This window comes from uncultured Subdoligranulum sp., assembly GCF_937890665.1.
In genome coordinates this window covers 1-22,301 of record NZ_CALADU010000017.1, presented here as the reverse complement: position 1 = coordinate 22,301, position 22,301 = coordinate 1, and the positions used below count along the sequence as shown (strand labels likewise).

24 protein-coding genes are annotated in these 22,301 nt (G+C 55.9%); 17 read left to right on the top strand and 7 right to left on the bottom strand.

Annotated elements, in window-relative coordinates; all coding sequences use genetic code 11:
• Nucleotides 1-180 precede the first annotated feature (180 nt).
• The 4 genes from Q0526_RS00855 to Q0526_RS00840 form a co-directional block, all read right to left on the bottom strand.
• Nucleotides 181-1,743, bottom strand: coding sequence for a glycoside hydrolase family 43 protein (locus Q0526_RS00855; RefSeq protein ID WP_298729922.1), 1,563 nt, complete (start codon nucleotides 1,741-1,743; stop codon nucleotides 181-183).
• Nucleotides 1,744-1,917: 174 nt separating this feature from the next.
• On the bottom strand, nucleotides 1,918-2,805 hold the full coding sequence (locus Q0526_RS00850; RefSeq protein WP_298729920.1) for a carbohydrate ABC transporter permease: 888 nt from the start codon (nucleotides 2,803-2,805) through the stop codon (nucleotides 1,918-1,920).
• A 13-nt stretch (nucleotides 2,806-2,818) separates the two neighbouring features.
• Nucleotides 2,819-3,742 (bottom strand): ABC transporter permease subunit, encoded by a 924-nt coding sequence (locus Q0526_RS00845; protein WP_298729918.1) that lies wholly within the window; start codon nucleotides 3,740-3,742, stop codon nucleotides 2,819-2,821.
• Between the two features lie 165 nt (nucleotides 3,743-3,907).
• Complete coding sequence (locus Q0526_RS00840; RefSeq protein ID WP_298729916.1) at nucleotides 3,908-5,395, bottom strand: sugar ABC transporter substrate-binding protein; 1,488 nt, start codon at nucleotides 5,393-5,395, stop codon at nucleotides 3,908-3,910.
• Between the two features lie 51 nt (nucleotides 5,396-5,446).
• On the opposite strand from Q0526_RS00840, the gene fsa (Q0526_RS00835) reads away from it, so the two are divergent.
• The 6 genes from fsa (Q0526_RS00835) to Q0526_RS00810 are packed head-to-tail and all read left to right on the top strand — an operon-like array spanning nucleotide 5,447 to nucleotide 9,214.
• Entirely contained in the window at nucleotides 5,447-6,106 is a 660-nt protein-coding gene (gene fsa / locus Q0526_RS00835; RefSeq protein WP_298729913.1) for a fructose-6-phosphate aldolase, read from the top strand.
• Between the two features lies 1 nt (nucleotide 6,107).
• Nucleotides 6,108-6,959 carry a transketolase gene (locus tag Q0526_RS00830; protein ID WP_298729911.1) on the top strand — a complete coding sequence of 284 codons (852 nt, stop codon included), beginning with the start codon at nucleotides 6,108-6,110 and terminating at the stop codon, nucleotides 6,957-6,959.
• Nucleotides 6,956-7,894, top strand: a complete 939-nt coding sequence (locus tag Q0526_RS00825) for a transketolase family protein (protein ID WP_298729910.1) — start codon at nucleotides 6,956-6,958, stop codon at nucleotides 7,892-7,894. Before Q0526_RS00830 ends, Q0526_RS00825 begins: the two co-directional genes overlap by 4 nt.
• A 1-nt stretch (nucleotide 7,895) precedes the next feature.
• Nucleotides 7,896-8,327 carry a ribose 5-phosphate isomerase B gene (gene rpiB, locus Q0526_RS00820; RefSeq protein WP_007048729.1) on the top strand — a complete coding sequence of 144 codons (432 nt, stop codon included), beginning with the start codon at nucleotides 7,896-7,898 and terminating at the stop codon, nucleotides 8,325-8,327.
• On the top strand, nucleotides 8,327-8,983 hold the full coding sequence (locus Q0526_RS00815) for a ribulose-phosphate 3-epimerase (protein WP_298729907.1): 657 nt from the start codon (nucleotides 8,327-8,329) through the stop codon (nucleotides 8,981-8,983). Before rpiB ends, Q0526_RS00815 begins: the two co-directional genes overlap by 1 nt.
• Nucleotides 8,984-9,214 (top strand): cysteine-rich KTR domain-containing protein, encoded by a 231-nt coding sequence (locus Q0526_RS00810; RefSeq protein WP_330032671.1) that lies wholly within the window; start codon nucleotides 8,984-8,986, stop codon nucleotides 9,212-9,214.
• 44 nt (nucleotides 9,215-9,258) lie between these two features.
• Here the strand turns inward: Q0526_RS00810 and Q0526_RS00805 are convergent, their stop codons facing one another.
• Entirely contained in the window at nucleotides 9,259-9,618 is a 360-nt protein-coding gene (locus Q0526_RS00805; RefSeq protein ID WP_298729905.1) for a helix-turn-helix transcriptional regulator, read from the bottom strand.
• 451 nt (nucleotides 9,619-10,069) lie between these two features.
• Between Q0526_RS00805 and Q0526_RS00800 the strand changes: the two genes are divergently transcribed.
• From Q0526_RS00800 to Q0526_RS00790, 3 genes are all read left to right on the top strand, one after another.
• A complete protein-coding gene (locus Q0526_RS00800) occupies nucleotides 10,070-10,396 on the top strand; it encodes an HTH domain-containing protein (RefSeq protein WP_298729902.1) in 327 nt (108 codons plus the stop codon).
• A gap of 163 nt (nucleotides 10,397-10,559) precedes the next feature.
• Nucleotides 10,560-10,949 carry a hypothetical protein gene (locus Q0526_RS00795; RefSeq protein WP_298729900.1) on the top strand — a complete coding sequence of 130 codons (390 nt, stop codon included), beginning with the start codon at nucleotides 10,560-10,562 and terminating at the stop codon, nucleotides 10,947-10,949.
• Nucleotides 10,933-11,595, top strand: coding sequence for a hypothetical protein (locus Q0526_RS00790; protein WP_298729898.1), 663 nt, complete (start codon nucleotides 10,933-10,935; stop codon nucleotides 11,593-11,595). The genes Q0526_RS00795 and Q0526_RS00790 overlap by 17 nt, the downstream gene beginning before the upstream one ends.
• A gap of 226 nt (nucleotides 11,596-11,821) precedes the next feature.
• Here Q0526_RS00790 and Q0526_RS00785 read toward each other — a convergent pair whose 3' ends face one another.
• Nucleotides 11,822-12,667, bottom strand: coding sequence for a PocR ligand-binding domain-containing protein (locus Q0526_RS00785; RefSeq protein WP_298729896.1), 846 nt, complete (start codon nucleotides 12,665-12,667; stop codon nucleotides 11,822-11,824).
• Between the two features lie 99 nt (nucleotides 12,668-12,766).
• On the opposite strand from Q0526_RS00785, the gene Q0526_RS00780 reads away from it, so the two are divergent.
• From Q0526_RS00780 to Q0526_RS00750, 7 genes are all read left to right on the top strand, one after another.
• Nucleotides 12,767-14,350, top strand: coding sequence for an FGGY-family carbohydrate kinase (locus tag Q0526_RS00780; protein WP_298729894.1), 1,584 nt, complete (start codon nucleotides 12,767-12,769; stop codon nucleotides 14,348-14,350).
• A 17-nt stretch (nucleotides 14,351-14,367) separates the two neighbouring features.
• The gene (gene fsa, locus Q0526_RS00775; RefSeq protein WP_298729892.1) at nucleotides 14,368-15,027 is read left to right on the top strand and encodes a fructose-6-phosphate aldolase; all 660 of its coding nucleotides are present in this window, start codon (nucleotides 14,368-14,370) and stop codon (nucleotides 15,025-15,027) included.
• 1 nt (nucleotide 15,028) lies between these two features.
• Nucleotides 15,029-15,622: a hypothetical protein gene (locus tag Q0526_RS00770; protein ID WP_298729889.1), complete on the top strand. Its 594-nt coding sequence runs from the start codon at nucleotides 15,029-15,031 to the stop codon at nucleotides 15,620-15,622.
• A 315-nt stretch (nucleotides 15,623-15,937) separates the two neighbouring features.
• The gene (araA, locus tag Q0526_RS00765; RefSeq protein ID WP_298729887.1) at nucleotides 15,938-17,416 is read left to right on the top strand and encodes an L-arabinose isomerase; all 1,479 of its coding nucleotides are present in this window, start codon (nucleotides 15,938-15,940) and stop codon (nucleotides 17,414-17,416) included.
• 8 nt (nucleotides 17,417-17,424) lie between these two features.
• Entirely contained in the window at nucleotides 17,425-18,120 is a 696-nt protein-coding gene (locus Q0526_RS00760) for an L-ribulose-5-phosphate 4-epimerase (protein ID WP_298729885.1), read from the top strand.
• A gap of 71 nt (nucleotides 18,121-18,191) precedes the next feature.
• On the top strand, nucleotides 18,192-20,561 hold the full coding sequence (locus tag Q0526_RS00755) for a phosphoketolase (RefSeq protein WP_298729883.1): 2,370 nt from the start codon (nucleotides 18,192-18,194) through the stop codon (nucleotides 20,559-20,561).
• Between the two features lie 222 nt (nucleotides 20,562-20,783).
• Nucleotides 20,784-20,987: a cysteine-rich KTR domain-containing protein gene (locus Q0526_RS00750; RefSeq protein ID WP_298729881.1), complete on the top strand. Its 204-nt coding sequence runs from the start codon at nucleotides 20,784-20,786 to the stop codon at nucleotides 20,985-20,987.
• Here Q0526_RS00750 and Q0526_RS00745 read toward each other — a convergent pair.
• Nucleotides 20,953-21,399, bottom strand: a complete 447-nt coding sequence (locus tag Q0526_RS00745; protein WP_298729878.1) for a helix-turn-helix transcriptional regulator — start codon at nucleotides 21,397-21,399, stop codon at nucleotides 20,953-20,955. The two genes, Q0526_RS00750 and Q0526_RS00745, sit on opposite strands and share 35 nt — an antisense overlap.
• A 452-nt stretch (nucleotides 21,400-21,851) precedes the next feature.
• On the opposite strand from Q0526_RS00745, the gene Q0526_RS00740 reads away from it, so the two are divergent.
• The gene (locus Q0526_RS00740; RefSeq protein ID WP_298729876.1) at nucleotides 21,852-22,178 is read left to right on the top strand and encodes an HTH domain-containing protein; all 327 of its coding nucleotides are present in this window, start codon (nucleotides 21,852-21,854) and stop codon (nucleotides 22,176-22,178) included.
• Nucleotides 22,179-22,301 lie beyond the last annotated feature (123 nt).

Here is a 22,301-nt window from a genome sequence, read left to right as displayed (position 1 = left end):
TGCGATAGGGAAGAGTATGGACGGGCTACGCAGGTATCGATCCGGGAAATTCGGTTTCCAAACACCCACATCCGCTGGGCTTTTCGCGGGTTCGCATGGCTTTTTATTTGTGGGCGGGCTCCTCGCCGGCTGGACATTCTCTCCCCATTTGGCAGCCGCTACCGAATGATTCGTGAAGGATTACTTGGTGGGAAGTTCGCGATAGGTCATTCTTTCAAAATCAGAATAACCACCAGCGTCCTCTCCATTGCCGGAAGCATATAACCCCAGTGTACAGCCGACAAAACCGCCGGCATGTTCCGTGCTTAAAGAGCGCAGATCAATGTCGTAGGCAACCGGTTTCCATTCACTATTGCTTTGGTAAAGAACACTGGCCACAAGCCCTTCTACGCGCAACTTCAGTTTGATGGGGGTTGCAGCCGACATATCCATTCGCGCCAAACAGCTGTCTTCACCATCTTTGCAAAGAGAAACAACAAGTTTGATCCCCGAATCCTGGGGATAGCACTCTGCCCGTAGATGGTTTTCGTTGCTTTGAACCATGGCAATACCGGCGCAATCACTCTCTTTGCAGAAATGCGGGATAAAGCTGGTTTCAAATTCGCAATTCCAGTGTTGCTGACGCAGCGCGAGGTATGCAGGCTCACCGCAATCTTTCAGGCTGTCGCAACGATGGAAAAGACGAACAATATGCTCTTCTGCGTGCAGTTCCAGTTCATGATCGCGGTGATTGCGCAAAGTCAGCAATTCCAGCGGCAGAGAAGGTGTATCAAACGTATAGGTTTTACATGGGGGTACGTCGTCAGAAGGCTGCCCCTCGTAAGGCAGCGTGACTACTTCTTCAAGATGACCGACCCCCGCATTTACAACCGGCCAACCATCTTCCCAGGTGACCTTTGCCAAAAAGGTTTCACGCCCCAACAACGTGTACCCTTGGTTCGGCCGGCAAGCCAATACAACCATATACCAGTTGCCGTTTCCGTCATCCACTAAGTCGGCATGACCGACGCAGGTAACAGGATATTGGGCTCCCAAATGGCGATGCGTCAGAATGGGGTTGCAGGGGCAGTACTCGTAGGGACCAAACACATTTTTGCTGCGCGCGATCATGACGCTGTGGTGGATGGAAGTACCGCTTTCCGCATGCAAAATGTAATAGTAACCGTCCTTTTTGTACAGGTGAGGTCCCTCCGGCCAAATGGCTTTGCGCTGGAATCCGGTAAGTACAATGGTGGCATCGGGCTTTAACTGCATCGTGTCCAGATCCAGAGTTTGAATCCAAATTTCGCAGTCGCCATTGTAGCGGTACCCGGCAGAACGCGGCCGTTGGCCGATATAATAGCAGGTACCGTCATCGTCAAAAAAGAGACTGGGATCAATGCCGCCGGTAGACTCACCCAAATAGTAAGGCTCGGACCAGGGGCCGCGCGGATCTTTTGCAGTGACGATAAAATTTCCTTGGTCGGACACGTTGGTGGTAATCATATACCAGGTGCCCTTATGGTAACGAATGGTAGGGGCAAAAATCCCCTCGGAATGCTGACAGCCGGACAAAGGAACCTGAGAATCACGATCGAGCACATTGCTGATCAAATTCCAGTGGACAAGATCTTCGCTCTCAAAAACCGGCACACCGGGAAAATACGCAAATGTCGAATGAACCGTATAGAATTTGTTCCCTACCCGGCAAATCGAAGGGTCGGGAAAGAAGCCTGTCATGATAGGATTTTTAACGGAAAGCATAGAAAACCTCCAGGTATAAAGGGGTGATGTTCTGCATGCAAAAATATAGAGCTATGGCCGCTGTATCCAGGAGGAAAAACAGATGCAGCGGCCATAGCTATTGAAGGGTGCCGCCAAACTGACTTTTCGTGTTACAGGCACTGGAAAACAGGGGCGGATGGCAGGAAAAGGATTTTACTCTTTTACACTGCCAATGGTCATGCCGGATACAAAGTATCTTTGCAGGAAGGGATAAAGCAGAATGATGGGAAGCATCGTCACCACAGTAGCGGCGGCACGCACGGTAACCGGCGTGACGGCTGCGGCAGCGGTGTTGCCGCCGGTGGTGGCACTGCCGCTTTGCTGCATGACAGAGGAAAGAAGCTTCATCAACTCATATTGCAGGGTCGTATACTGGGCGTTCATCCGGTTGTACAACATAGCATCGAACCAGGAGTTCCACTGTCCGACAGCTACGAACAGGGCGACGGTGGCATACACCGGCTTGCACAGGGGCGAGATGATACGGGTAAAGATGGTGAAATCGTTGGCACCGTCAATCATGGCGGATTCTTCCAGCGCGCTGGGCAGACCTTCCATGAAAGTGCGCATAACCAGAACGTTAAATGCGCTGATCATGCCCGGAATGACGTATACCCAGAAAGAGTTGGTCAGGTTCAGGTTGCGGTACAAAATCAAGGTGGGGATCATACCGCCGTTCACATACATGGTGATGACCCAGAACAAAGACAGCTGGGAACGGAACAAAAAGCGCTTGCGGCTGATGACGTAGGCCAAAAGGGCGTTCGTCACCAAGGCAAAAATCGTTCCCAATACCGTTCTGGCCACAGAAACGATAGCACCGGTGATGATGTTCTGCTGATTCAGAACCGTTTTATAGTTCGAGAGCGTAAAGATGCGCGGCCACAGATGGATGCCACCGCGTACGGCGTCGATACCGTCGTTGAAAGAAATCGCCAGCGTGTTCAGAACAGGATACAGCGTAATGGTGACGAACAAAACCAGGAAAATGGTATTGCAGGTAACAAAGACTTTGTCCATGGTGGATGATTTGATTTTCATGTGTACCCTCCCCTTAGAACAATCTGTCTTCACCGGCACGTTTGGCAATCCAGTTTGCGCCGAGAATCAGAATAATTGCAACGACGCTCTTGAAGATACCGGCTGCAGTACCCAAAGAATAATCGTTCTGGCTGATGCCCCAGGTCAAGGTGTAGATATCAATGGTTTCCGAAACACTCTTGACCAGGCCGTTGCCAAGCAGATACTGGACTTCAAAGCCTGCATTCAATACGTTGCCAACATTCATGATCAGCAGAATCATAATGGTGGACTTGATGCCAGGAAGCGTGACGTGCCAGATTTTGCCCCACCGGCCGGCACCATCCAAAGTGGCTGCCTCATACAGGCTGGGATCGATGGAGGTAATAGCGGCCAGGTAGACAATGGCATTCCAGCCGGTTTCCTTCCAAACATTGGCAAATGCAACGATTGGCCAAAAATAACTCGGATTGGCGAAGAAGTTGATGGGCGAATCCAGAATGCCCAGGTTCACCAGCAGCTCATTGACGATACCGGTGGAAGACAGCGCATCGTGCAGAATACCGGTGACAATGATCCAGGAAAGGAAGTGGGGCAGATAGGAAATCGTTTGAACAAGCTTTTTGCCGAACATGTTGCGTACTTCGTTCAGCAGGATGGCGAAGATAATGGCCATTAAAAAGGTGGTCACCAGATTGAGAACGCCCATGGCCAGAGTGTTACGGATATCACGCAAAAAGACTTCGTCAGGGAACAGGAATTTAAACTTTTCCAGTCCTACGAATTCAGATCCGAAGAGGCCGTCTTTGGGTTTGTAGTTCTGAAAGGCCATTACCCAGCCTGCCAGTGGAACGTAATAAAATACGATGCCGTATACAAAAAAGATAGCCGCACAGACCATCAGAAATTTCTGGCGTGAAATCTCTTTCCATGTAATACGCTTTGATGGATTTTTCATTGGCGAGTCCTCCTAAGGAACGTGTATGGCGAATCATGTGTTGCAAACTAACGTTTAAGGAGCTTGCGGGTTGAATGCATTTCATAAAAAAAGTGGCCACGGCTACACCGTGCAGCCGTGGCCACTTGTATGTGTCAACGTCTGTGTCGCCTGCAATAACGGGCATCAAAGACCGGCACGGCGCTCAAGCTCAGTTTGCATTTCTGCCAAGAAATCCTGCGGATTGGCTGCGTTGTACGCAGTCATGTATTCATTCCAGGTGCTTTCAAAATCAGGCTCCATAACAACTTTGGGCAGCCATTCGTGTTTGACTTCGCCCATCTTGACCCAGGCAACACCACCGGGGGTTTCGGTAGTCATTGAACCGGAGTAAGAATACATCGGGAACCAGGGGCCCGGTTCTTCTTCCACAGAACCGATCAAATCGACGTAGCTGTCTACGCCGTAGGCATCAAACAGTTTCTGCAGGGGGGTGGACAGGCTGTCCAGGAATTCGCTTGCCTGCTGGTCGGGCTGCATGGCGTTCTTGCCGTCCCGGCTGGTGCCCAGCCACTGCGGCATGTAGGAATAGTTGCACATGTGAGAGGCCTGATAGGCGGGATCCGAACACTGCATCCGCATTTCCTCGGTGCGATAATACAGACCGTTTTCATCAACCAGGTAATCCTCACCTTCAACGCCCCAGTAGCGAAGATCGTGAATCTCCTGGTCCAAGAGGTCATTCATGAACTTAAAGGCTGCATCAATGTCGGAGCAACTGGTAGTAACCGCCACACCGCTGGAGTTGTTCAACGTGTCGGCGTAGTTGTGCCAGCGGTTTTCCATTCCTTCGTCAATGGTCAGGCCCAGCGGAACGTAGTTGCAGCCCTGCTCGTCCAAACCCTGCTGTTTGAAAACATCATTGACATTGTACGCGAAGTTCCACCACTGGTCGCACATGCCCAGCACAGCGCCGGTGGAAAGCTTGGCGATGTATTCATCGTAGGTCTGGGTGGCAAATTCTACGTCCACGTAGCCTTTCTGGTATTCTTCGTTCAATTTCTGGAAATACCGCTTGGCAGTGGGCGTGGTATTGTAGTCAACCACCTGCATCGTATCCTTGTCTACAATGACAGAGCCGTCGTTGGGATACCCATCAAGGAACTGGGGGGCATTCTCGATGCAGAAATAGCGCCAGTCTTCGCAAAGTGCCGTGTAGGGAATGTTCTTGGTACCGTTTGCCATGGTGGGGTTGGCATCGGCATAGCTTTCCAGCAGATCGAAATACTGGTCCAGGGTTTTGATTTCGGGGTAACCGGCCCATTCCAGAACGCGCGCCTGAATCCAAAAGGCTTCATCGTTATGGGTGGTGGCACGATCTTCGCCGTAGGTGTTCTGGAATACGTTGGCCCAATAAATCTTGCCGTCATCCTGACGGAAGCTGTCCCACTCTTCGTCGGTGTACATTTCTTTCAGGTTGGGGTACTTTTCCAGGTAATCATCCCAGGGCACCAGGACGCCTGCGTCATAAAGAGACATCATGGCATCGCCGCCATTGATGAAATCCGGGTACTCGCCGCCGGCGATGATTGTGCCGATGGCTTCTGCGTCGGTCTGGCCGGTCAGCCAGGTCTCTTTCAGTTTGGCACCGGTCTTTTCGGCAATGATGTTCATATCCCACCGAGAATCCCTGGGCTTGATTGATTAGAAAGGAAGTCTTTTGTTATGAAATTCTTCATTGATACCGCGAACGTCAACGAGATCCGCGCCGCCAACGACATGGGCGTCATCGCAGGCGTCACCACCAACCCCAGCCTCATCGCCAAGGAGGGCCGGGACTACGCCGAGACGCTGGCTGAAATTGCCACCATCGTGGACGGCCCCATCAGCGGTGAGGTGAAAGCCACCACCACCGATGCCGAGACGATGGTCAAGGAGGGCGAGGCCATCTACGCCCTGGACCCCAAGCACATGGTCGTAAAAATCCCCATGACCGCCGAGGGCCTCAAGGCCATCAAAGCCTTGTCCGCCAAGGGCATCCCCACCAACTGCACCCTGATCTTCAGCGCCAACCAGGCGCTGCTGGCCGCCCGCGCCGGAGCCACCTACGTCAGCCCCTTCCTGGGGCGCCTGGACGATATCTCCCAGCGGGGCATCGAGCTCATCGAGACCATCCACGACATGTTCCTCAACTATCCCGACATTGAGACCCGGATCATCGCGGCCAGCGTGCGCAACCCCATCCACGTGACCGACTGTGCCCTGGCCGGTGCCGACATCGCCACCGTGCCCTACAAGGTCATTGAACAGATGCTGCATCATCCGCTGACCGATTCCGGCATCGAGAAGTTCAAGGAAGACTACTGCAAGGTGTTTGGTGAGTGATATGACAAAGGAAGAACGTCTGAAGCTGCAGATCGCAGCCTGCAAGGTGCGTATGGGCGTGATTGAATCCACCCACGGTGCCAAAGCCGGGCACCCCGGCGGCAGCCTGTCCGCCGCCGATATGTTTACTTACCTTTATAATAAGGAAATGCGCGTCGACCCAACCAACCCGAAATGGGAGGACCGGGACCGGTTCGTGCTCTCCAAGGGACATACCGCGCCGGGGCTGTACAGCGCGCTGGCCTACCGGGGATTTTTCCCGGTGGAGGACCTGCCCACCCTGCGTCACATTGACAGCTATCTGCAGGGCCACCCCAATATGAACACGGTGCCCGGTGTGGATATGTCCACTGGCAGCCTGGGCCAGGGCATCTCCTGTGCGGCAGGCATGGCCAAAGCCGCCAAGTACCTGCACAAGGATGATGTGCGTGTGTATGCTCTCCTGGGCGATGGCGAGATCGAGGAGGGGGAAGTGTGGGAAGCGTTCCTCTTCGCCGCCAAGTACAAACTGGACAATCTCTGTGTCATTATTGACCTGAACGGGCTGCAGATCGACGGCCCCACCAGCGAAGTGATGCCCACCGACCCGGTGGATGCCAAGATGCGGGACTTCGGTTTCCGCACCGTGTCCATCGACGGCCACGACTTTGCCCAGATCGAGGACGCCTTCCAATATTTCCATGCCCAGAACGGCGCCCCCACCGCCATCCTGATGCACACCACCAAGGGCAAGGGCGTCAGCTACATGGAGAACCAGGTGGGCTGGCACGGCAAGGCCCCCAACGACGAGGAATACAAGATTGCCATGGACGAGCTGAACGCTCAACTGGCAGAACTGGAGGCGCAGGTATGAGTGAGGTCAAAAAAATTGCCACCCGCGACAGCTACGGCGCCGCGCTGGTAGAACTGGCAAAAGATCACCCCGACGTGGTGGTGCTGGACGCCGATTTGGCCGCCGCCACCAAGACCGGCGTCTTCAAAAAAGCCTATCCCGACCGCCATTTTGACTGCGGCATTGCCGAGAGCAACATGATGGCCACCGCCGCCGGTATGGCGGCTATGGGGCTGGTGCCCTTTGCCTCCAGCTTTGCCATGTTCGCCGCCGGCCGCGCCTTTGAGCAGGTCCGCAACTCCATCGGCTACCCCCACCTGAACGTGAAGATCGGTGCCACCCACGGCGGCATCTCGGTAGGGGAGGATGGTGCCTCCCACCAGTGCTGCGAGGATTTTGCGCTCATGCGCTCCATCCCCGGCATGACGGTGCTCTGCCCGTCGGACGACGTGGAAGCCCGGGCCGCCGTCAAGGCTGCCTATGAGCACCAGGGCCCCGTCTACCTGCGGTTTGGCCGCCTGGCGGTGCCGGTGTTCCATGATGAATCTGCTTTCCAGTTCGAGATCGGCAAGGGCGAACAGCTCACCGAGGGCAATGATGTGGCCATTTTTGCCACCGGCCTGGAAGTGAACGAGGCCCTCATTGCCGCCGAGCAGCTGAAGAACGAGGGCATCCAGGCCCGGGTGATCAACCTGTGCACCATCAAGCCGCTGGACGAGGAACTGGTCGTCAAAGCGGCCAAAGAGTGCGGTGCCGTCGTCACCTGCGAGGAGCACAGCATCCTGGGCGGTCTGGGCGAAGCCGTGGCCGCCGTACTGGGCGAGCAGTGCCCGACGAAGATGCGCCGGGTAGGAGTGAAGGACGTTTTCGGTCACTCTGGCCCCGCCTGGGATCTGCTGGAGCAGTTCGGCCTGCGTTCCGACGCCATAATCGCCGCTGTAAAGGAGCTGGTGTAAGATGATCGCCATCGGCTGCGACCACGGCGGATACGAACTCAAGCAGAAGATTTTGGCTCACCTGCGGCAGCGCGGACTGGAATACCGGGACTTCGGCTGTGATTCTACCGCTTCGGTGGATTACCCCGTCTATGGCAAGGCGGTGGCCCATGCCGTGGCATCGGGCGAGTGCGAAAAAGGCATCGTCATCTGTAGCACCGGCATCGGCATCTCCATCGCCGCCAACAAGGTGCCCGGCATCCGCTGCGCGCTGTGCGGGGATTGCTTCTCTGCCAAAGCCACCCGGCTGCACAACAACGCCAACGTGCTTGCTCTGGGCGCGCTGGTCACCGGACCCGGCCTGGCGCTGGAGATCGTGGACATCTTCCTGGACACGCCTTTCTCGGAGGAGGAGCGTCACAGCCGTCGGGTATCCCAGCTGGAGGAAGAATAATGTTTGAACTGTGTGCATCCATTCTGGCCGCCGACTTTGCCAATCTGGAGCGGGACATGCGGGCGGCCAATGCCGCCGGTGTGGATGCCTTTCACATCGACGTGATGGACGGGCACTTTGTGCCGGCCATCTCCTTTGGTACGGGCATGGTGCGTACGATGGAACGCCTGACCACCAAACCCCTAGACGTTCACCTGATGGTGGAAAAGCCGCTGGATTTTCTGCCGGAACTGGAGGAACTGGGGGTAAAGCGGGTCTCGGTCCATTACGAGATCCCGGGCGGGCCGGAAGCGGCCCTGCGGGCCATCTGCGCCGCCGGGATGCAAGCCGGGCTGGTACTCAACCCCGAAACGCCGGTGGAATCGGCCCTGCCGTACCTGGCCCAAATTTCGCAGCTGCTGCTGATGACGGTACACCCCGGTCGCGGTGGGCAGGTCTATCTGCCCGGCAGCAACGAGAAGATCGCTGCTGCCAAAAGTCTGCTGCAAGGGCAGGGGAGAAATACCGTCATCCAGGTGGATGGCGGCATCACCCCTGGTACCCTGCCCGGCGCCTATGCGGCCGGGGCACGGAGCATTGTGGCGGGTAGTGCGGTTTTCTATGGAAACATATATCAAAATGTGTGTGCATTGCGTTCGGAGAAGGCAAAACCGTAGATGTTTGTAGTAAAAGGCGGCGCCAAAAAAAGAGCAGACTGTTTGGCAAATGAATGTACCGCAAAATCTGTATGGGTTAATTGCCCGGTTTGCCACAATAAGACGAAAACAAAGATTTATCAAGATACATTGGCGCTTCGTTTCCCGATGTATTGCCCGAAATGCAAAAAGGAAATGCGGGTAGATATCATCCGAAGAAAAATCTATCCCTGCACAAAGGTCTATAAATAGCAGCAAGGCCCGCTTTTCATGCAACTGAAAAGCGGGCCATTTTCTTAAACGGTTTCTACTTCGCCAACTTCATCCATTCGCCGTGTGTGGATCAGGATCTCGCGATTGATGGATAACAGCATCTCCAGTTCGTCACCGGTGCAGCCAGCAAGCATGCGCTGAAATTGATTCAGCATAGTGTCAACATCGCTACGCTCCGGGTAAAAGATTGCATTGGCATCGATGCCCAGAAAACGGAACAACAGATAGATGGATTCAAATTCCGGGTTGGCAACGCCGCGTTCAATATTGGAAATTGATTTCCCTGTCACACCAATCGTTTCGGCAAGCTCTTCCTGCGTCAAGCCATGAGCGATTCGCGCAGCCTGCACTACGGCAGCGAGCTTTTCAGAAACATCATACATCCCCTTCACCCCAAGAAACAAATTTCGACAATTTCGTGCTAAATACATTGTATTGTTGTCTGTTGGCAAGTTGAACGAATGTAAATTCCATATTGAAAAGAAATAAAATTCTAAATTGGGAAGGGGAAACTTGGTTGGCTGTAATAAAGCGTCGCCAGAAAATAATACAAAACATTATTTTCAACTGATCGTATAGCGCACACACGCAGCATCCAGGAAAAATATTTCTATCCTGCCGTAAAGAGCAGAGAGCAGGTGCCCTGTGGCACTAGCTCTTCTGCTCTTTTTGTTTTATGTTCTGCGGTAGGGTGCCGATCTCCACCATGCATAAAACTTTTCTATGTCCAAAGAAAGGTTATTCAATGCGTGGAATTTTATTTTTTAAATAGTAAGGTTTATTTCCTATTTAACCATTACGATAGAGACAGGGCAAAGGAAGGGAGGTGGTGCGATGGATGCAATGGAGCGTCGATGTCAGATTATCGAAATCCTTTGCGATGCAAAAATGCGCATTAAAATGCGAGATCTGGCTTCCCGGTTCAATGTATCCATCCGCACCATCCGCACCGACGTGGATGTACTCTCACTTACATACCCCATTCAGACCACAAGGGGACGATACAATGGCGGTATCGGTTTCATAGATGGATACCGGCCAAAGAATGCGCGCCTCACCCCGACACAGCGTGACTTCCTCTATCGGATCATGCGAAAAGTTTCCAAGTCTGACCAGGAGATCGTACAGAGCATTCTTCACGACTTTGCCCTGACGCAGTAGTACTGCCCGTACCTTGACAACCGAATACCCAGCACGGAGGTACGTTCCCGGTGTAAGAAGCGTGATCAGAGAAGCGCCATGACGTACAATCTCTCCCCGGCAAGGTGGTGAGATTGTGCCGAGCGATCCATTCTACTGAAAAAGCAGTGAGAGCTGCTTCGCCATGATCTGCATGGGAGATAATGATAGCGTGGGGGAGGACAACCCGTATGGGCAACCCACAGTGCAGACATTGAACGCCCTGCAACAGCATGGATTACCCTATGTCCGCCTTCGGTATACCGACGGGCAGGGAGCCCTCAAGCCGCTGACCCGCGGCCTGATTCATGTTTCGGTCAAAGGCGGCACCCTTCTGGGGCTGGGCAACGGATGCCCCTATAACGATACGGGGTATCTCACCTCCAGCACCGACACCTACTACGGAGAAGCGCTGGCCATTGTGCGGCCGGACGGCTCCGGTCCTGTGCAGGTCGCGGCGGAAAGCCCGCTGGGGTCGGCACAGACAGAAATCCCATGGAGAGAGGAAGGCAATGACCATGAGTCGTACCGGTAAGCAGGGGCCCTGGCAAGCGGTGGTCCGCTGCTGGAAAGCACACCCCCGGATTGCCCAGTTCATCACCTATTTTATGGTGGGCAACTTGGCCACGGTGGTGCAGCTGGTGCTCATTCCCGTTTTGCAGCCCATTCTGGGCAGCACCAGCCTGGTGAATGTGGACCTGTATCTGTTCGGCCCAATCGGTGATCCCCAGACCATGACCACGGTGACCGCCGTAGGGCAGACCGTCAGCGGGCTGAACCCCTACTATGTTTTCAACTTTACCGGCGGACCGGTCAACACCCTGGTGACAAGGACCCTCAACGGCATCACCGGCAGTTACCTGACCCACGGCGGGGTTGCATACTTTCTGGCAACGTTCATCCCGCTGATCCTCTCCCAGGTTGTCAGCTTCTTCCTGCAGCGCAAAGTGACCTTCAAGTCCAGCGGCAATATCGCCTGGCAGGCCATGTGGTATTTCGCGGCCTTCCTGGTCATTACGGTGGGGGCCAACGCCCTGTACGGAATCTATCAGCCTTGGCTGTACAGCACCCTGGGGGAGGCCATCGGCGGTCTGATCGCGGCGTTCCTCCAGTGCTGCATCGCCTTCTGGGTGTTCTTCCCCATTATGAAACTGATTTTCCCCAGCCAGAAAAAGGCATAACCATTCTTTCTCCACAAAAAGCCATAGGCAGCGTCTGAAAAGACAACCTGAATCAAACGCAAAGGCAGCCCTCTTTCCCGGCGGTCCCTTGGGGTCCGTCGGAAGAAGGCTGCCTTTGCGTCTGCAAGAATCAATCCGAAAAAAAGCGAACAAAAATCCAGTAAAATGAACATCCATGACTATCCGTTGCCAGACGCAGGATGTATGATAAACACAGAACCAGCGCTCAGTCCGTTTCCCCGAACTGTTTGCGATAAGCCTGGGGCGTAAAACCGGTCTGCTTGCGAAATACCCGGAAAAAATAGTTGTAGTCGGCAATGCCGATTTTCTGGCAGATTTCGCTGTTGGTCAGCTTGGTGGTGGTGAGCAGCTGCATGGCGTGCCGGATGCGCAACTGCCGCACATACTCATGGATGCCGCAGCCGTAGGTCTGTTTGGAAAGCTCATACAGCGCTGTGCGCCCCACGCCCAACGCGGTGCAGATCCGCTCGCTGGAAAGATCTTCGGCCAGATGTTCCAATACAAAGTGGTTGAGCCGTTCTTTCAGGCTACCGGGCACCAGCCGGGCCATCTGGGCCTGACACAGCGCCTGGGCCGAAAAGGAAAGCAAATCCCCGGCCGCGCGCAAAATGCGGTAGGGGGTGCGGGGCAGCTGCCGGTAGGCTTTGGACAGGTCCTCCTCCGCAATGCCGTACTTCCGGCACAGTTCCCGGGCCCGGCACCATTCCGCGTCCTCGTCTGCCCCCTGCACAATGTGGCTCAGCAGCAGATAGCCCACCACTACTCCGTCCACCTGGATGGGGGTGATGGCCTCGATCAGGCCGGCATGGCAGGGATAGATCAGCGTTTTGCGCTCCTGCCGGGCCTGGCGGCAGGCTTTCTGGTCACATAGCCGGCAACCCAGTGCCCCTTCCGGGGTAGCTCGCACCAGTTGGCAAAAGGCCGGCAGATCCGAAGGATAGGACAAAACATCCACGCCCCACTCGTCAAACACGACGGTGCGCAAACTGGTCAATTCGTAAAAATCCTGAAGAAGAACCAGCAGTTCTTTCTTGTCGAAGACCGCACCCATGTCCCTCGCCTCCTTGTTTGTCCCTTTATCTGTATTGTAAATGGCGCCGGCGGCGCTGTCAATCTTCTCTCCATTCTCTATCTCACAGGCGGTGATCTTATGAAAAAAATTGAACAAAAATCCACTGCGCTGGGCATTGAGCTGGGCTCTACCCGCATCAAGGCAGTGCTGGCGGGCCCCGACGGTTCGGTGCTGGTCAGCGGCGCCCACGACTGGGAAAACCATTTTGAGGGCGGGTACTGGACCTACCCCCTGACGGAAGTCTGGGAGGGCATCCAGGATGCCTACCGCCATCTGGCCGAAGAGTATCAGAAAACTTACGGCGAACCGCTGACCACGGTGGGGGCCCTGGGTGTTTCCGCCATGATGCACGGCTATCTGCCCTTCGACCGGGACGGCCACCAGTTGGCCGCTTTCCGCACCTGGCGCAACACCACCACCCAGACTGCCGCCGAGGCGCTGACCCAGCGGTTCCACTTCAACATTCCCCAGCGGTGGAGCGTGGCCCATCTCTACCAGGCCATCCTCAACGGGGAAAGCCACGTCAGGAACATTGACTTCCTGACCACGCTGGCGGGGTATGTGCACTGGCAGCTCACAGGGGAAAAGGTGCTGGGCATCGGGGATGCCTCGGGCATATTCCCTATCGACAGTGCCGCCTGCGACTACGACGCCGCCATGATGGCCAGTTTCGATGAACTGCTGGCAGGGGCCGGAATGCCCTATCGCCTGCAGGACCTGCTGCCCCGGGTGCTCTGCGCCGGGCAGGATGCCGGATCCCTCACGGAGACGGGGGCACATCTGTTGGACCCCACCGGTACGTTGTCCCCCGGCGTGCCGGTCTGTCCGCCCGAGGGAGATGCCGGGACCGGTATGGCTGCCACCAATACGGTGGCGGTGCGTACCGGCAATGTGAGTGCAGGTACCTCCATTTTTGCCATGGTGGTGCTGGAAAAGATGCTGAAAAACGTCTACCCCGAGATCGATCTGGTCACCACACCGGACGGAGCTCCGGTGGCCATGGTCCACTGCAACAACTGCACCAGCGACCTGAACGCCTGGGTGAACCTGTTTGGCCAGGTGGCGGCTCTGTGCGGCACACAAGTGCCGGCATCCCAGTTGTTCCCGCTGTTTTTCAATGCCTCGCTGGAGGGCGCACCGGACTGCGGCGATGTGGTGCCGGTGAACTACTATTCCGGCGAGGGAGTGACCCACTTTGACGCGGGCCATCCGCTGCTGCTGCGCACGGCGGGCAGCGACTTCTCTCTGCCCAACCTCATGCGGGCGCACATCTATTCGGCCATGGCCACCCTGAAGATCGGGCTGGACATTCTCCAGGGGGAGAATGTGGCGGTGGACCGTCTGCTGGGCCACGGCGGACTCTTCAAGACTCCCGGTGTTGCCCAGCGGTATCTGGCGGCGGCTGCCCAGGCGCCCGTCACCGTCATGGAAACGGCCGGGGAAGGCGGCCCCTACGGCATGGCCCTGCTGGCCGGCTATCGGCTGGCGGTGCTGCAAGGCTGCCCGCTGAACCTGGCGGATTACCTGAAACAGAAGATCTTTGCCGGCTCCATGGGCACCACCCTGGAACCCCGGGAAGAGGATGTGCGCGGATTTACCGCGTTCCTGGAACGATACAAGGCTGCTTTGCAAGCGGAACGCGCCGCCGTGGAGCATTTCTAATCACAAAGAAAAACTGTATGAAATTCTTCATTGATACCGCTAACGTGGACGAGATCCGCAAAGCCAACGACATGGGCATTATCGCCGGTGTCACCACCAACCCCAGCCTCATCGCCAAGGAGGGCCGGGACTATGCCGAGACCCTGGCGGAGATTGCCACCATCGTGGACGGCCCCATCTCCGATGAGGTGAAAGCCACCACCACCGATGCCGAGACGATGGTCAAGGAGGGCGAGGCCATCTACGCCCTGGACCCCAAGCACATGGTCGTAAAAATCCCCATGACCGCCGAGGGCCTCAAGGCCATCAAAGCCTTGTCCGCCAAGGGCATCCCCACCAACTGCACCCTGATCTTCAGCGCCAACCAGGCGCTGCTGGCCGCCCGCGCCGGAGCCACCTACGTCAGCCCCTTCCTGGGGCGCCTGGACGATATCTCCCAGCGGGGCATCGAGCTCATCGAGACCATCCACGACATGTTCCTCAACTATCCCGACATTGAGACCCGGATCATCGCGGCCAGCGTGCGCAACCCCATCCACGTGACCGACTGTGCCCTGGCCGGTGCCGACATCGCCACCGTGCCCTACAAGGTCATTGAACAGATGCTGCATCATCCGCTGACCGATTCCGGCATCGAGAAGTTCAAGGAAGACTACTGCAAGGTGTTTGGTGAGTGATATGACAAAGGAAGAACGTCTGAAGCTGCAGATCGCAGCCTGCAAGGTGCGTATGGGCGTGATTGAATCCACCCACGGCGCCAAAGCCGGACATCCCGGCGGCAGCCTTTCCGCAGCGGAACTGTTTGCCTATCTGTACAACCAGGAAATGCGCATCGACCCCGCCAACCCCAAGTGGGAGGACCGGGACCGGTTCGTGCTCTCCAAGGGCCACACGGCGCCGGGCCTGTACAGCGCACTGGCCTGCCGGGGATTCTTCCCGGTGGAGGACCTGCCCACCCTGCGCCACATCGACAGCTACCTGCAGGGCCACCCCAACATGAACACTGTGCCCGGCGTGGACATGTCCACCGGCAGCCTGGGCCAGGGCGGCCAGACGTATCTGGAGGGCAGCAATCAGAAGATTGCGGGCCTTCGCTCTCTTCTGGACCGTGTCGGCAGTCGGGCTATGATTCAGATTGACGGGGGCGTTACCCCTCAAAACCTGCCGGAAGCGTATGTGGCAGGTGCGCGTAGCGTTGTGGCAGGCAGTGCCGTTTTTGGCGGGACCGTCCAGTCCGGAGTGGCTTACCTGCGGAGGAGCTGTGCGTTCTGATATTGAAGAGAATCGGAGTTCTCCCATATCCGATCTCGAGTAGAAAAGGCCATCCTGCCAAAACCGCAGGATGGTTTTTGTTTTGCCACCAAAACGAACGGCGCTTTGGGAAAGTTATGCTCTTCCTGATTGCCCCGGGATTCTTGCAAGAAATTCGAACAAAAGTCCAGTAAATCGAACATCAATGACTATTCGCACCGAGGGGGCAGGGAGTATGATAACATCAGGAGTACAGCCTGGTTTCATTTTCCAAGAGAGGTTGCCGCCAACCGGAAAAACGGTTTGCCGGCAAGTATCGTAAGGAGGTATTTACCCATGCATATGCAAGATTATGAATTCTGGTTTGTGGTGGGCAGTCAGTTCCTGTACGGCCCCGAGGTACTGGAAACGGTGGCCAAACGTGCCGCCGAGATGACTGAGGTGCTCAACGCCTCCGGCAATCTGCCCTGCAAGATCGTCTACAAGGTCACCGCCAAGACCAACAAGGAGATTGCCGACGTGGTGCGGGAGGCCAACTATGACCCCCGCTGCGCGGGCATCATCACCTGGTGCCACACCTTCAGCCCCAGCAAGATGTGGATCAACGGCTTTGTGGACCTGCAGAAGCCCTACTGCCACTTTGCCACCCAGTATAACCGGGAGATCCCCAACGAGGAGATCGACATGGACTTCATGAACCTGAACCAGGCCGCCCACGGCGACCGGGAGCACGGGTTCATCGCCGCCCGGCTGCGGATGCCCCGCAAGATCATCGCCGGCTACTGGCAGGACGAGGAAGTCCAGAAGCGCCTGGGCCGCTGGATGCGGGTGGCCGTGGGCGTGGCCGTCTCCCGTGACCTCAAGGTCATGCGCTTCGGCGACAACATGCGGGAGGTGGCCGTCACCGAGGGCGACAAGGTGGAAGTGCAGGCTAAGCTGGGCTGGCAGGTGAACACCTGGGCCGTGGGCGATCTGGTAAAGGTGATGAACGAAGTCACCGACGCCGAGATCGACGCCCTGATGGAAGTCTACCGCGCCAGCTACGAGATCGCCACCGACGACATCGAGGCCATCCGCTACCAGGCCCGGGAGGAGATCGCCATCAAGAAGATGCTGGACGCCGAGGGCTGCAAGGCCTTCTCCAACACCTTCCAGGACCTGTACGGCATGGAACAGCTGCCGGGTCTGGCCAGCCAGCACCTGATGGCCCAGGGCTACGGCTACGGCGGTGAGGGCGACTGGAAGGTGGCCGCTATGACCGCCATCCTGAAAGCCATGGGCGAGGGCGGCAACGGCTGCTCCCTCTTCATGGAGGACTACACCTACAATCTGGTGCCCGGCGCCGAGTACAGCCTGGGCGCCCACATGCTGGAGGTCTGCCCCTGCTGCGCGGCAGAAAAGCCCCGCATCGAGACTCATCCCCTGGGCATCGGCATGAACGAGAAGGACCCTGCCCGTCTGGTCTTTGAGGGCAAGCCCGGCAAGGCTATCGTGGTGAGCCTTATCGACATGGGCGGCCGTCTGCGGCTGATCTGCCAGGACATCGAGTGCGTGAAGCCCATTCTGCCCATGCCCAACCTGCCGGTAGCCCGGGTCATGTGGAAAGCCCTGCCCAGCCTGACCACCGGCGTGGAGTGCTGGATCACGGCGGGCGGCGCCCACCACACGGTGCTGAGCTACGACGTCACCGCTGAGCAGATGCACGACTGGGCCAACATCATGGGCATTGAGTTCGTTCACATCGGCAAGGACACCACCCCCGAGGGACTGGAGCACGACCTGTTCCTGGCCGACCTTGCCTGGAAACTGAAGTGAGGCACACTATGCTGGAAGAACTGCGCAAACAGGTCTATGAGGCCAATATGGAACTGCCCCGCCGCAACCTCGTGACCTATACCTGGGGCAATGTATCGGGCATCGACCGGGAGAAGGGACTGGTGGTCATCAAGCCCTCCGGCGTGGAATACGACGAACTGACGCCAGAAAACCTCGTGGTACTGGATCTGGACGGCAACCGGGTGGAGGGGGAGCTGAACCCCTCCAGCGATACCAAGACCCACCTGGAGCTGTACAAGGCCTTCCCCACCCTGGGCGGCATCGTCCATACCCACAGCCCCTACGCGGTGGCCTGGGCCCAGGCCGGGCGGGACATTCCCTGCTACGGCACCACCCACGCCGACTACTTCTACGGTGCCGTACCCTGTGCCCGCCACCTGACCAGGGAGGAGCTGGACGAGGACTACGAAAAGAACACCGGCAAGATCATCATTGAGACCTTCACTGACCGGGGTATCGACCCGGTGGCGGTACCGGGGGTCATCTGCCACAGTCACGGTCCCTTCACCTGGGGCAAAGATGCGGCCCAGGCCGTCTACCACGCCGTGGTGCTGGAAGAGGTGGCCAAAATGGCCCTGCTGACCCGCCAGGTGGACCCCAACGCCGCCCCGGCCCCCCAGTACCTGCAGGACAAACATTACATGCGCAAACACGGCCCCAACGCATACTACGGGCAAAAGTAACGCAAGGCGTCTTGCATCCATAATTTCTGTGATTCCTTTCGTTTGCGAGGAATGGAAACCATAAGGAGGAATTGTCCATGAGTCTTTCCCAAGAGAAACTACAGCGCATAAACGCCTACTGGCGGGCGTCCAACTACCTGGCGGCGGGTCAGCTTTACCTGCTGGATAACCCTCTTCTGCGCCGTCCGCTCACCCGCGACGACGTCAAGAAGAAGATCGTCGGCCACTGGGGCACCGTACCCGGTCAGAACTTCGTCTACGTGCACCTGAACCGTATCATTAAAAAGTATGACCAGGATCTCATCCTGATCTCCGGCCCGGGCCACGGCGGCAACTTCTTTGTGGCCAACGCCTATCTGGACGGCACTTACAGCGAAGTATATCCCAACATCAGCCGTGATGAAGAGGGTATGAAACGGCTGTTCAAGCAGTTCAGCTTCCCCGGCGGTATCTCCAGCCACGTGGCGCCCGAAACCCCCGGTTCCATCAACGAAGGCGGCGAGCTGGGCTACTCCATCGCCCATGCTTTTGGCGCTGTTTTCGATAACCCCGAACTCATCTGCGCCGTGACGGTGGGCGATGGCGAAGCCGAGACCGGCCCCCTGGCCACCAGCTGGCAGTCCAACAAGTTCCTGAACCCCAAGGGCGACGGCGCCGTGCTGCCCATCCTGCACCTGAACGGCTACAAGATCTCCAACCCCACCATCTTCGGCCGCATGACCCACGAGGAGATCGAGCACTTCTTCCTGGGCTGCTCCTGGAAGCCCTACTTCGTGGAGGGCGACGACCCCATGACGATGCACGCCAAGATGGCCGAGACCCTGGACACCGTCATCGAGGAAATTCACGACATCCAGCGCCGCGCCCGCGCAGGGGAAGAGATGGGCCATATCCTGTGGCCGATGATCGTGCTGCGCACCCCCAAGGGCTGGACCGGCCCCAAAGTGGTGGACGGCAAGACCATCGAGGGCACCTTCCGCGCCCATCAGGTCCCCATCGACATCACGGTGGGTACCCCCAACCAGGAAGAACACCTCAAGCAGATCGAGGAATGGCTGCGCAGCTACCATCCCGAGGAACTGTTTGATGAGAACGGCACCCTGATCCCCGAACTGCAGGAACTGGCCCCCAAGGGCGACCGTCGCATTGCGGCCAACCCCCATGCCAACGGCGGCAAGCTGCTGCGGGACCTGCGCACGCCGGACTTCAAGGATTATGCCGTCGATCTGCCCGCCCCCGGCAGCGTCGAGAAGCAGGATATGATCGAACTGGGCGGCTACATCCGCGATCTGTTCAAGCTCAACGCCGATGCCAGGAACTTCCGCATCTTCGGACCGGACGAGACGATGTCCAACCGTCTATACAAGTGCTTCGAGGCCACCAACCGTGACTGGAACTCCACCACGGTGCCCGGCGATGAATTCCTGGCCCAGGACGGCCGCATCATGGACTCGATGCTCTCCGAGCATCTGTGCGAGGGCTGGCTGGAAGGCTACCTGCTCACCGGCCGTCACGGCTTCTTTGCCTCCTACGAGAGCTTTATTCGCGTGGTGGACTCCATGGTGGCCCAGCATGCCAAGTGGCTCAAGGTCTGCAACCAGCTGCCCTGGCGCCAGAGTATTGCTTCCCTGAACCTGATCCTCTCCTCCAACGTGTGGCAGCAGGACCACAACGGTTACACCCATCAGGACCCCGGCTTCCTGGACCACATCGCAAACAAAAAGGCCGACGTCGTCCGTCTCTACCTGCCGCCGGATGCCAACTGCCTGCTGTCCTGCTTTGACCACTGCATCCGCAGCCGCGACTACGTGAACGTGCTGGTCACCTCCAAGCATCCCCGGCCCCAGTGGCTGACGATGGAGCAGGCCGTCAAGCACTGCACCCAGGGCGTAGGCATCTGGGACTGGGCCTCCAACGATGCGGGCGAGGAACCCGACGTGGTCATGGCCTGCTGCGGCGATACCCCCACCCTGGAGACCCTGGCCGCCGTTACCATCCTGCGCAAGGCCCTGCCGGAACTGAAGATCCGGGTGGTCAACGTGGTGGACCTGATGAAGCTGGAACCCAACACCAAGCATCCCCACGGTCTTTCTGACGCCGACTACAACGCCCTCTTCACAAAGGACAAGCCCATCATCTTCGCCTTCCACGGCTATCCCACCCTCATCCATGAGCTGACCTACGACCGTGCCAACCGTAACCTGAGCGTCCACGGTTACCAGGAGGAAGGCACTATCACCACGCCCTTTGATATGCGCGTGCAGAATGAGATCGACCGCTTCCACCTGGTCAAGGATGCGGTGCAGCATCTGCCCCAGCTGGGCAATCGCGGCGCTTATCTCATCCAGCAGATGAACGACAAGCTGGTGGAACACAAGAACTACATCCACGAAGTGGGCCAGGACCTGCCCGAGATCCTGGACTGGAAGTGGGAGTCCTGAGCCAAGCGGCCTCCCTTGAGAACGCCGACAGCTGAAATTTACAATATAACATCCTGAACCAATAACCGCGCCGGGTAAGATAAAACCGGCGCGGTTTTATGTTTCGTGATTTGGATCACTGTAAGTATAAATAACTGCCCAGGGGGGCGAACGGACAAGATTTTTAAATCGCTCAAGTATGGAAAATAATTTGAAGCGAGAAACATTTTCAAGGATGGCAACGTGAAAAATCTGATAAACAAGAAATTGACGGATAAAGATGAGATCAGATCAGCATGGGTACTATGTCCATTTTGTCAGGCGAAAACTAATACTAAAATACTTGATGATTCTATTCTTCTTCGTTTTCCGCTCTACTGCCCCCGATGCAAAAAGGAAATGAAGGTAGATGTCATCCAAGGAATAATTTATTTCTGTTCTCAGTAAAAGAAGCAAAAAGTAAGACCCGCTTTTCGAATGTGTGAAAAACGGGTCTTTCTTTATACGGTCTGAACCTCACCAACCGAGTCTTTTTTCTGGTGTGAATTAAGATTTCACGGTTAATGGAAAGCAGCATCTCAAGTTCATCTTGTGTACAAGTGTCGATTAAATGATGAAATTGTTCCTGCAGATTAGAGGTGTCTCCATGCCCAGGGAAGAAAACATCGTTGACATTGATGCCTAAGTAACGGAACAGTAAATAGATGGATTCGAATTCTGGGTTGGCAATACCACGTTCAATATTGGAAATTGATTTTCCTGTGACACCGATGTGTTCTGCTAACTCGTCCTGCGTCAAGCCGTGAGCGATACGCGCAGCTTGAACAATAGATGCGAGATTTTCGGAAAATTCGTACAATTCTGTTCACCCCAAAATAAGCACTTTCGATATTTTACGAGTTACGAATATATTGTATAGGTGTCGAAAATAGAGTTGAACGAATTATATTTCTATATTTATTTGAAAAATAATTACATGAAAGAAGAAAGGTGGCTGTGACAAAACATTTTGTTTTACAAGAAATCATTAAACTAATAAACATTTTTACCTGATGTCTTTACTCATTCGAGTGTGGCAATAGAAAAATATTTCTACCTTGCCTTCAAGAGCAGAAAAAGGGTACATGATTATACCTGTTTTTCTGCTCTTTTTGCTTTTGTACGAAACTGTCGTTCGCCACCGTAATGAACTTTTCCTGAATCAAAAGGAAAGGTGATGTGTGAACGTGAAAATTTATTTTTTAAATAGTAAGGTTTATTTCCTATTTAACCATTACGATAGAGACAGGGCAAAGGAAGGGAGGTGGTGCGATGGATGCAATGGAGCGTCGATGCCAGATCATTGAAATCCTTTGCGATGCAAAAATGTGTGTTAAAATGCGCGATCTGGCTTCCCGGTTCAATGTGTCCGTTCGCACCATTCGAACTGATGTGGATGTACTCTCGACTACATATCCGATTGAAACGACACGGGGGCGATATAACGGAGGAATCAGCTTTATAGAAGGATATAGTCCGAAAAGTCCCCGACTGACTTTGGTGCAGCGAGATTTTCTATATCGAATTATGAAACAACTATCGAAGTCTGATCAGGAAATAGTGCAGAGCATCCTCCACGATTTTGCCTTTATGCAGTAGTACTGCCTGAACCTTGACAACTGAATACCCAGCACGGAGGTACGTTCCCGGTGCAGGAAGCGTGATCGGAGAAGCGCCATGACGTACAAGCTCATACCCGGCAAGGTGGCGAGATTGTACCGA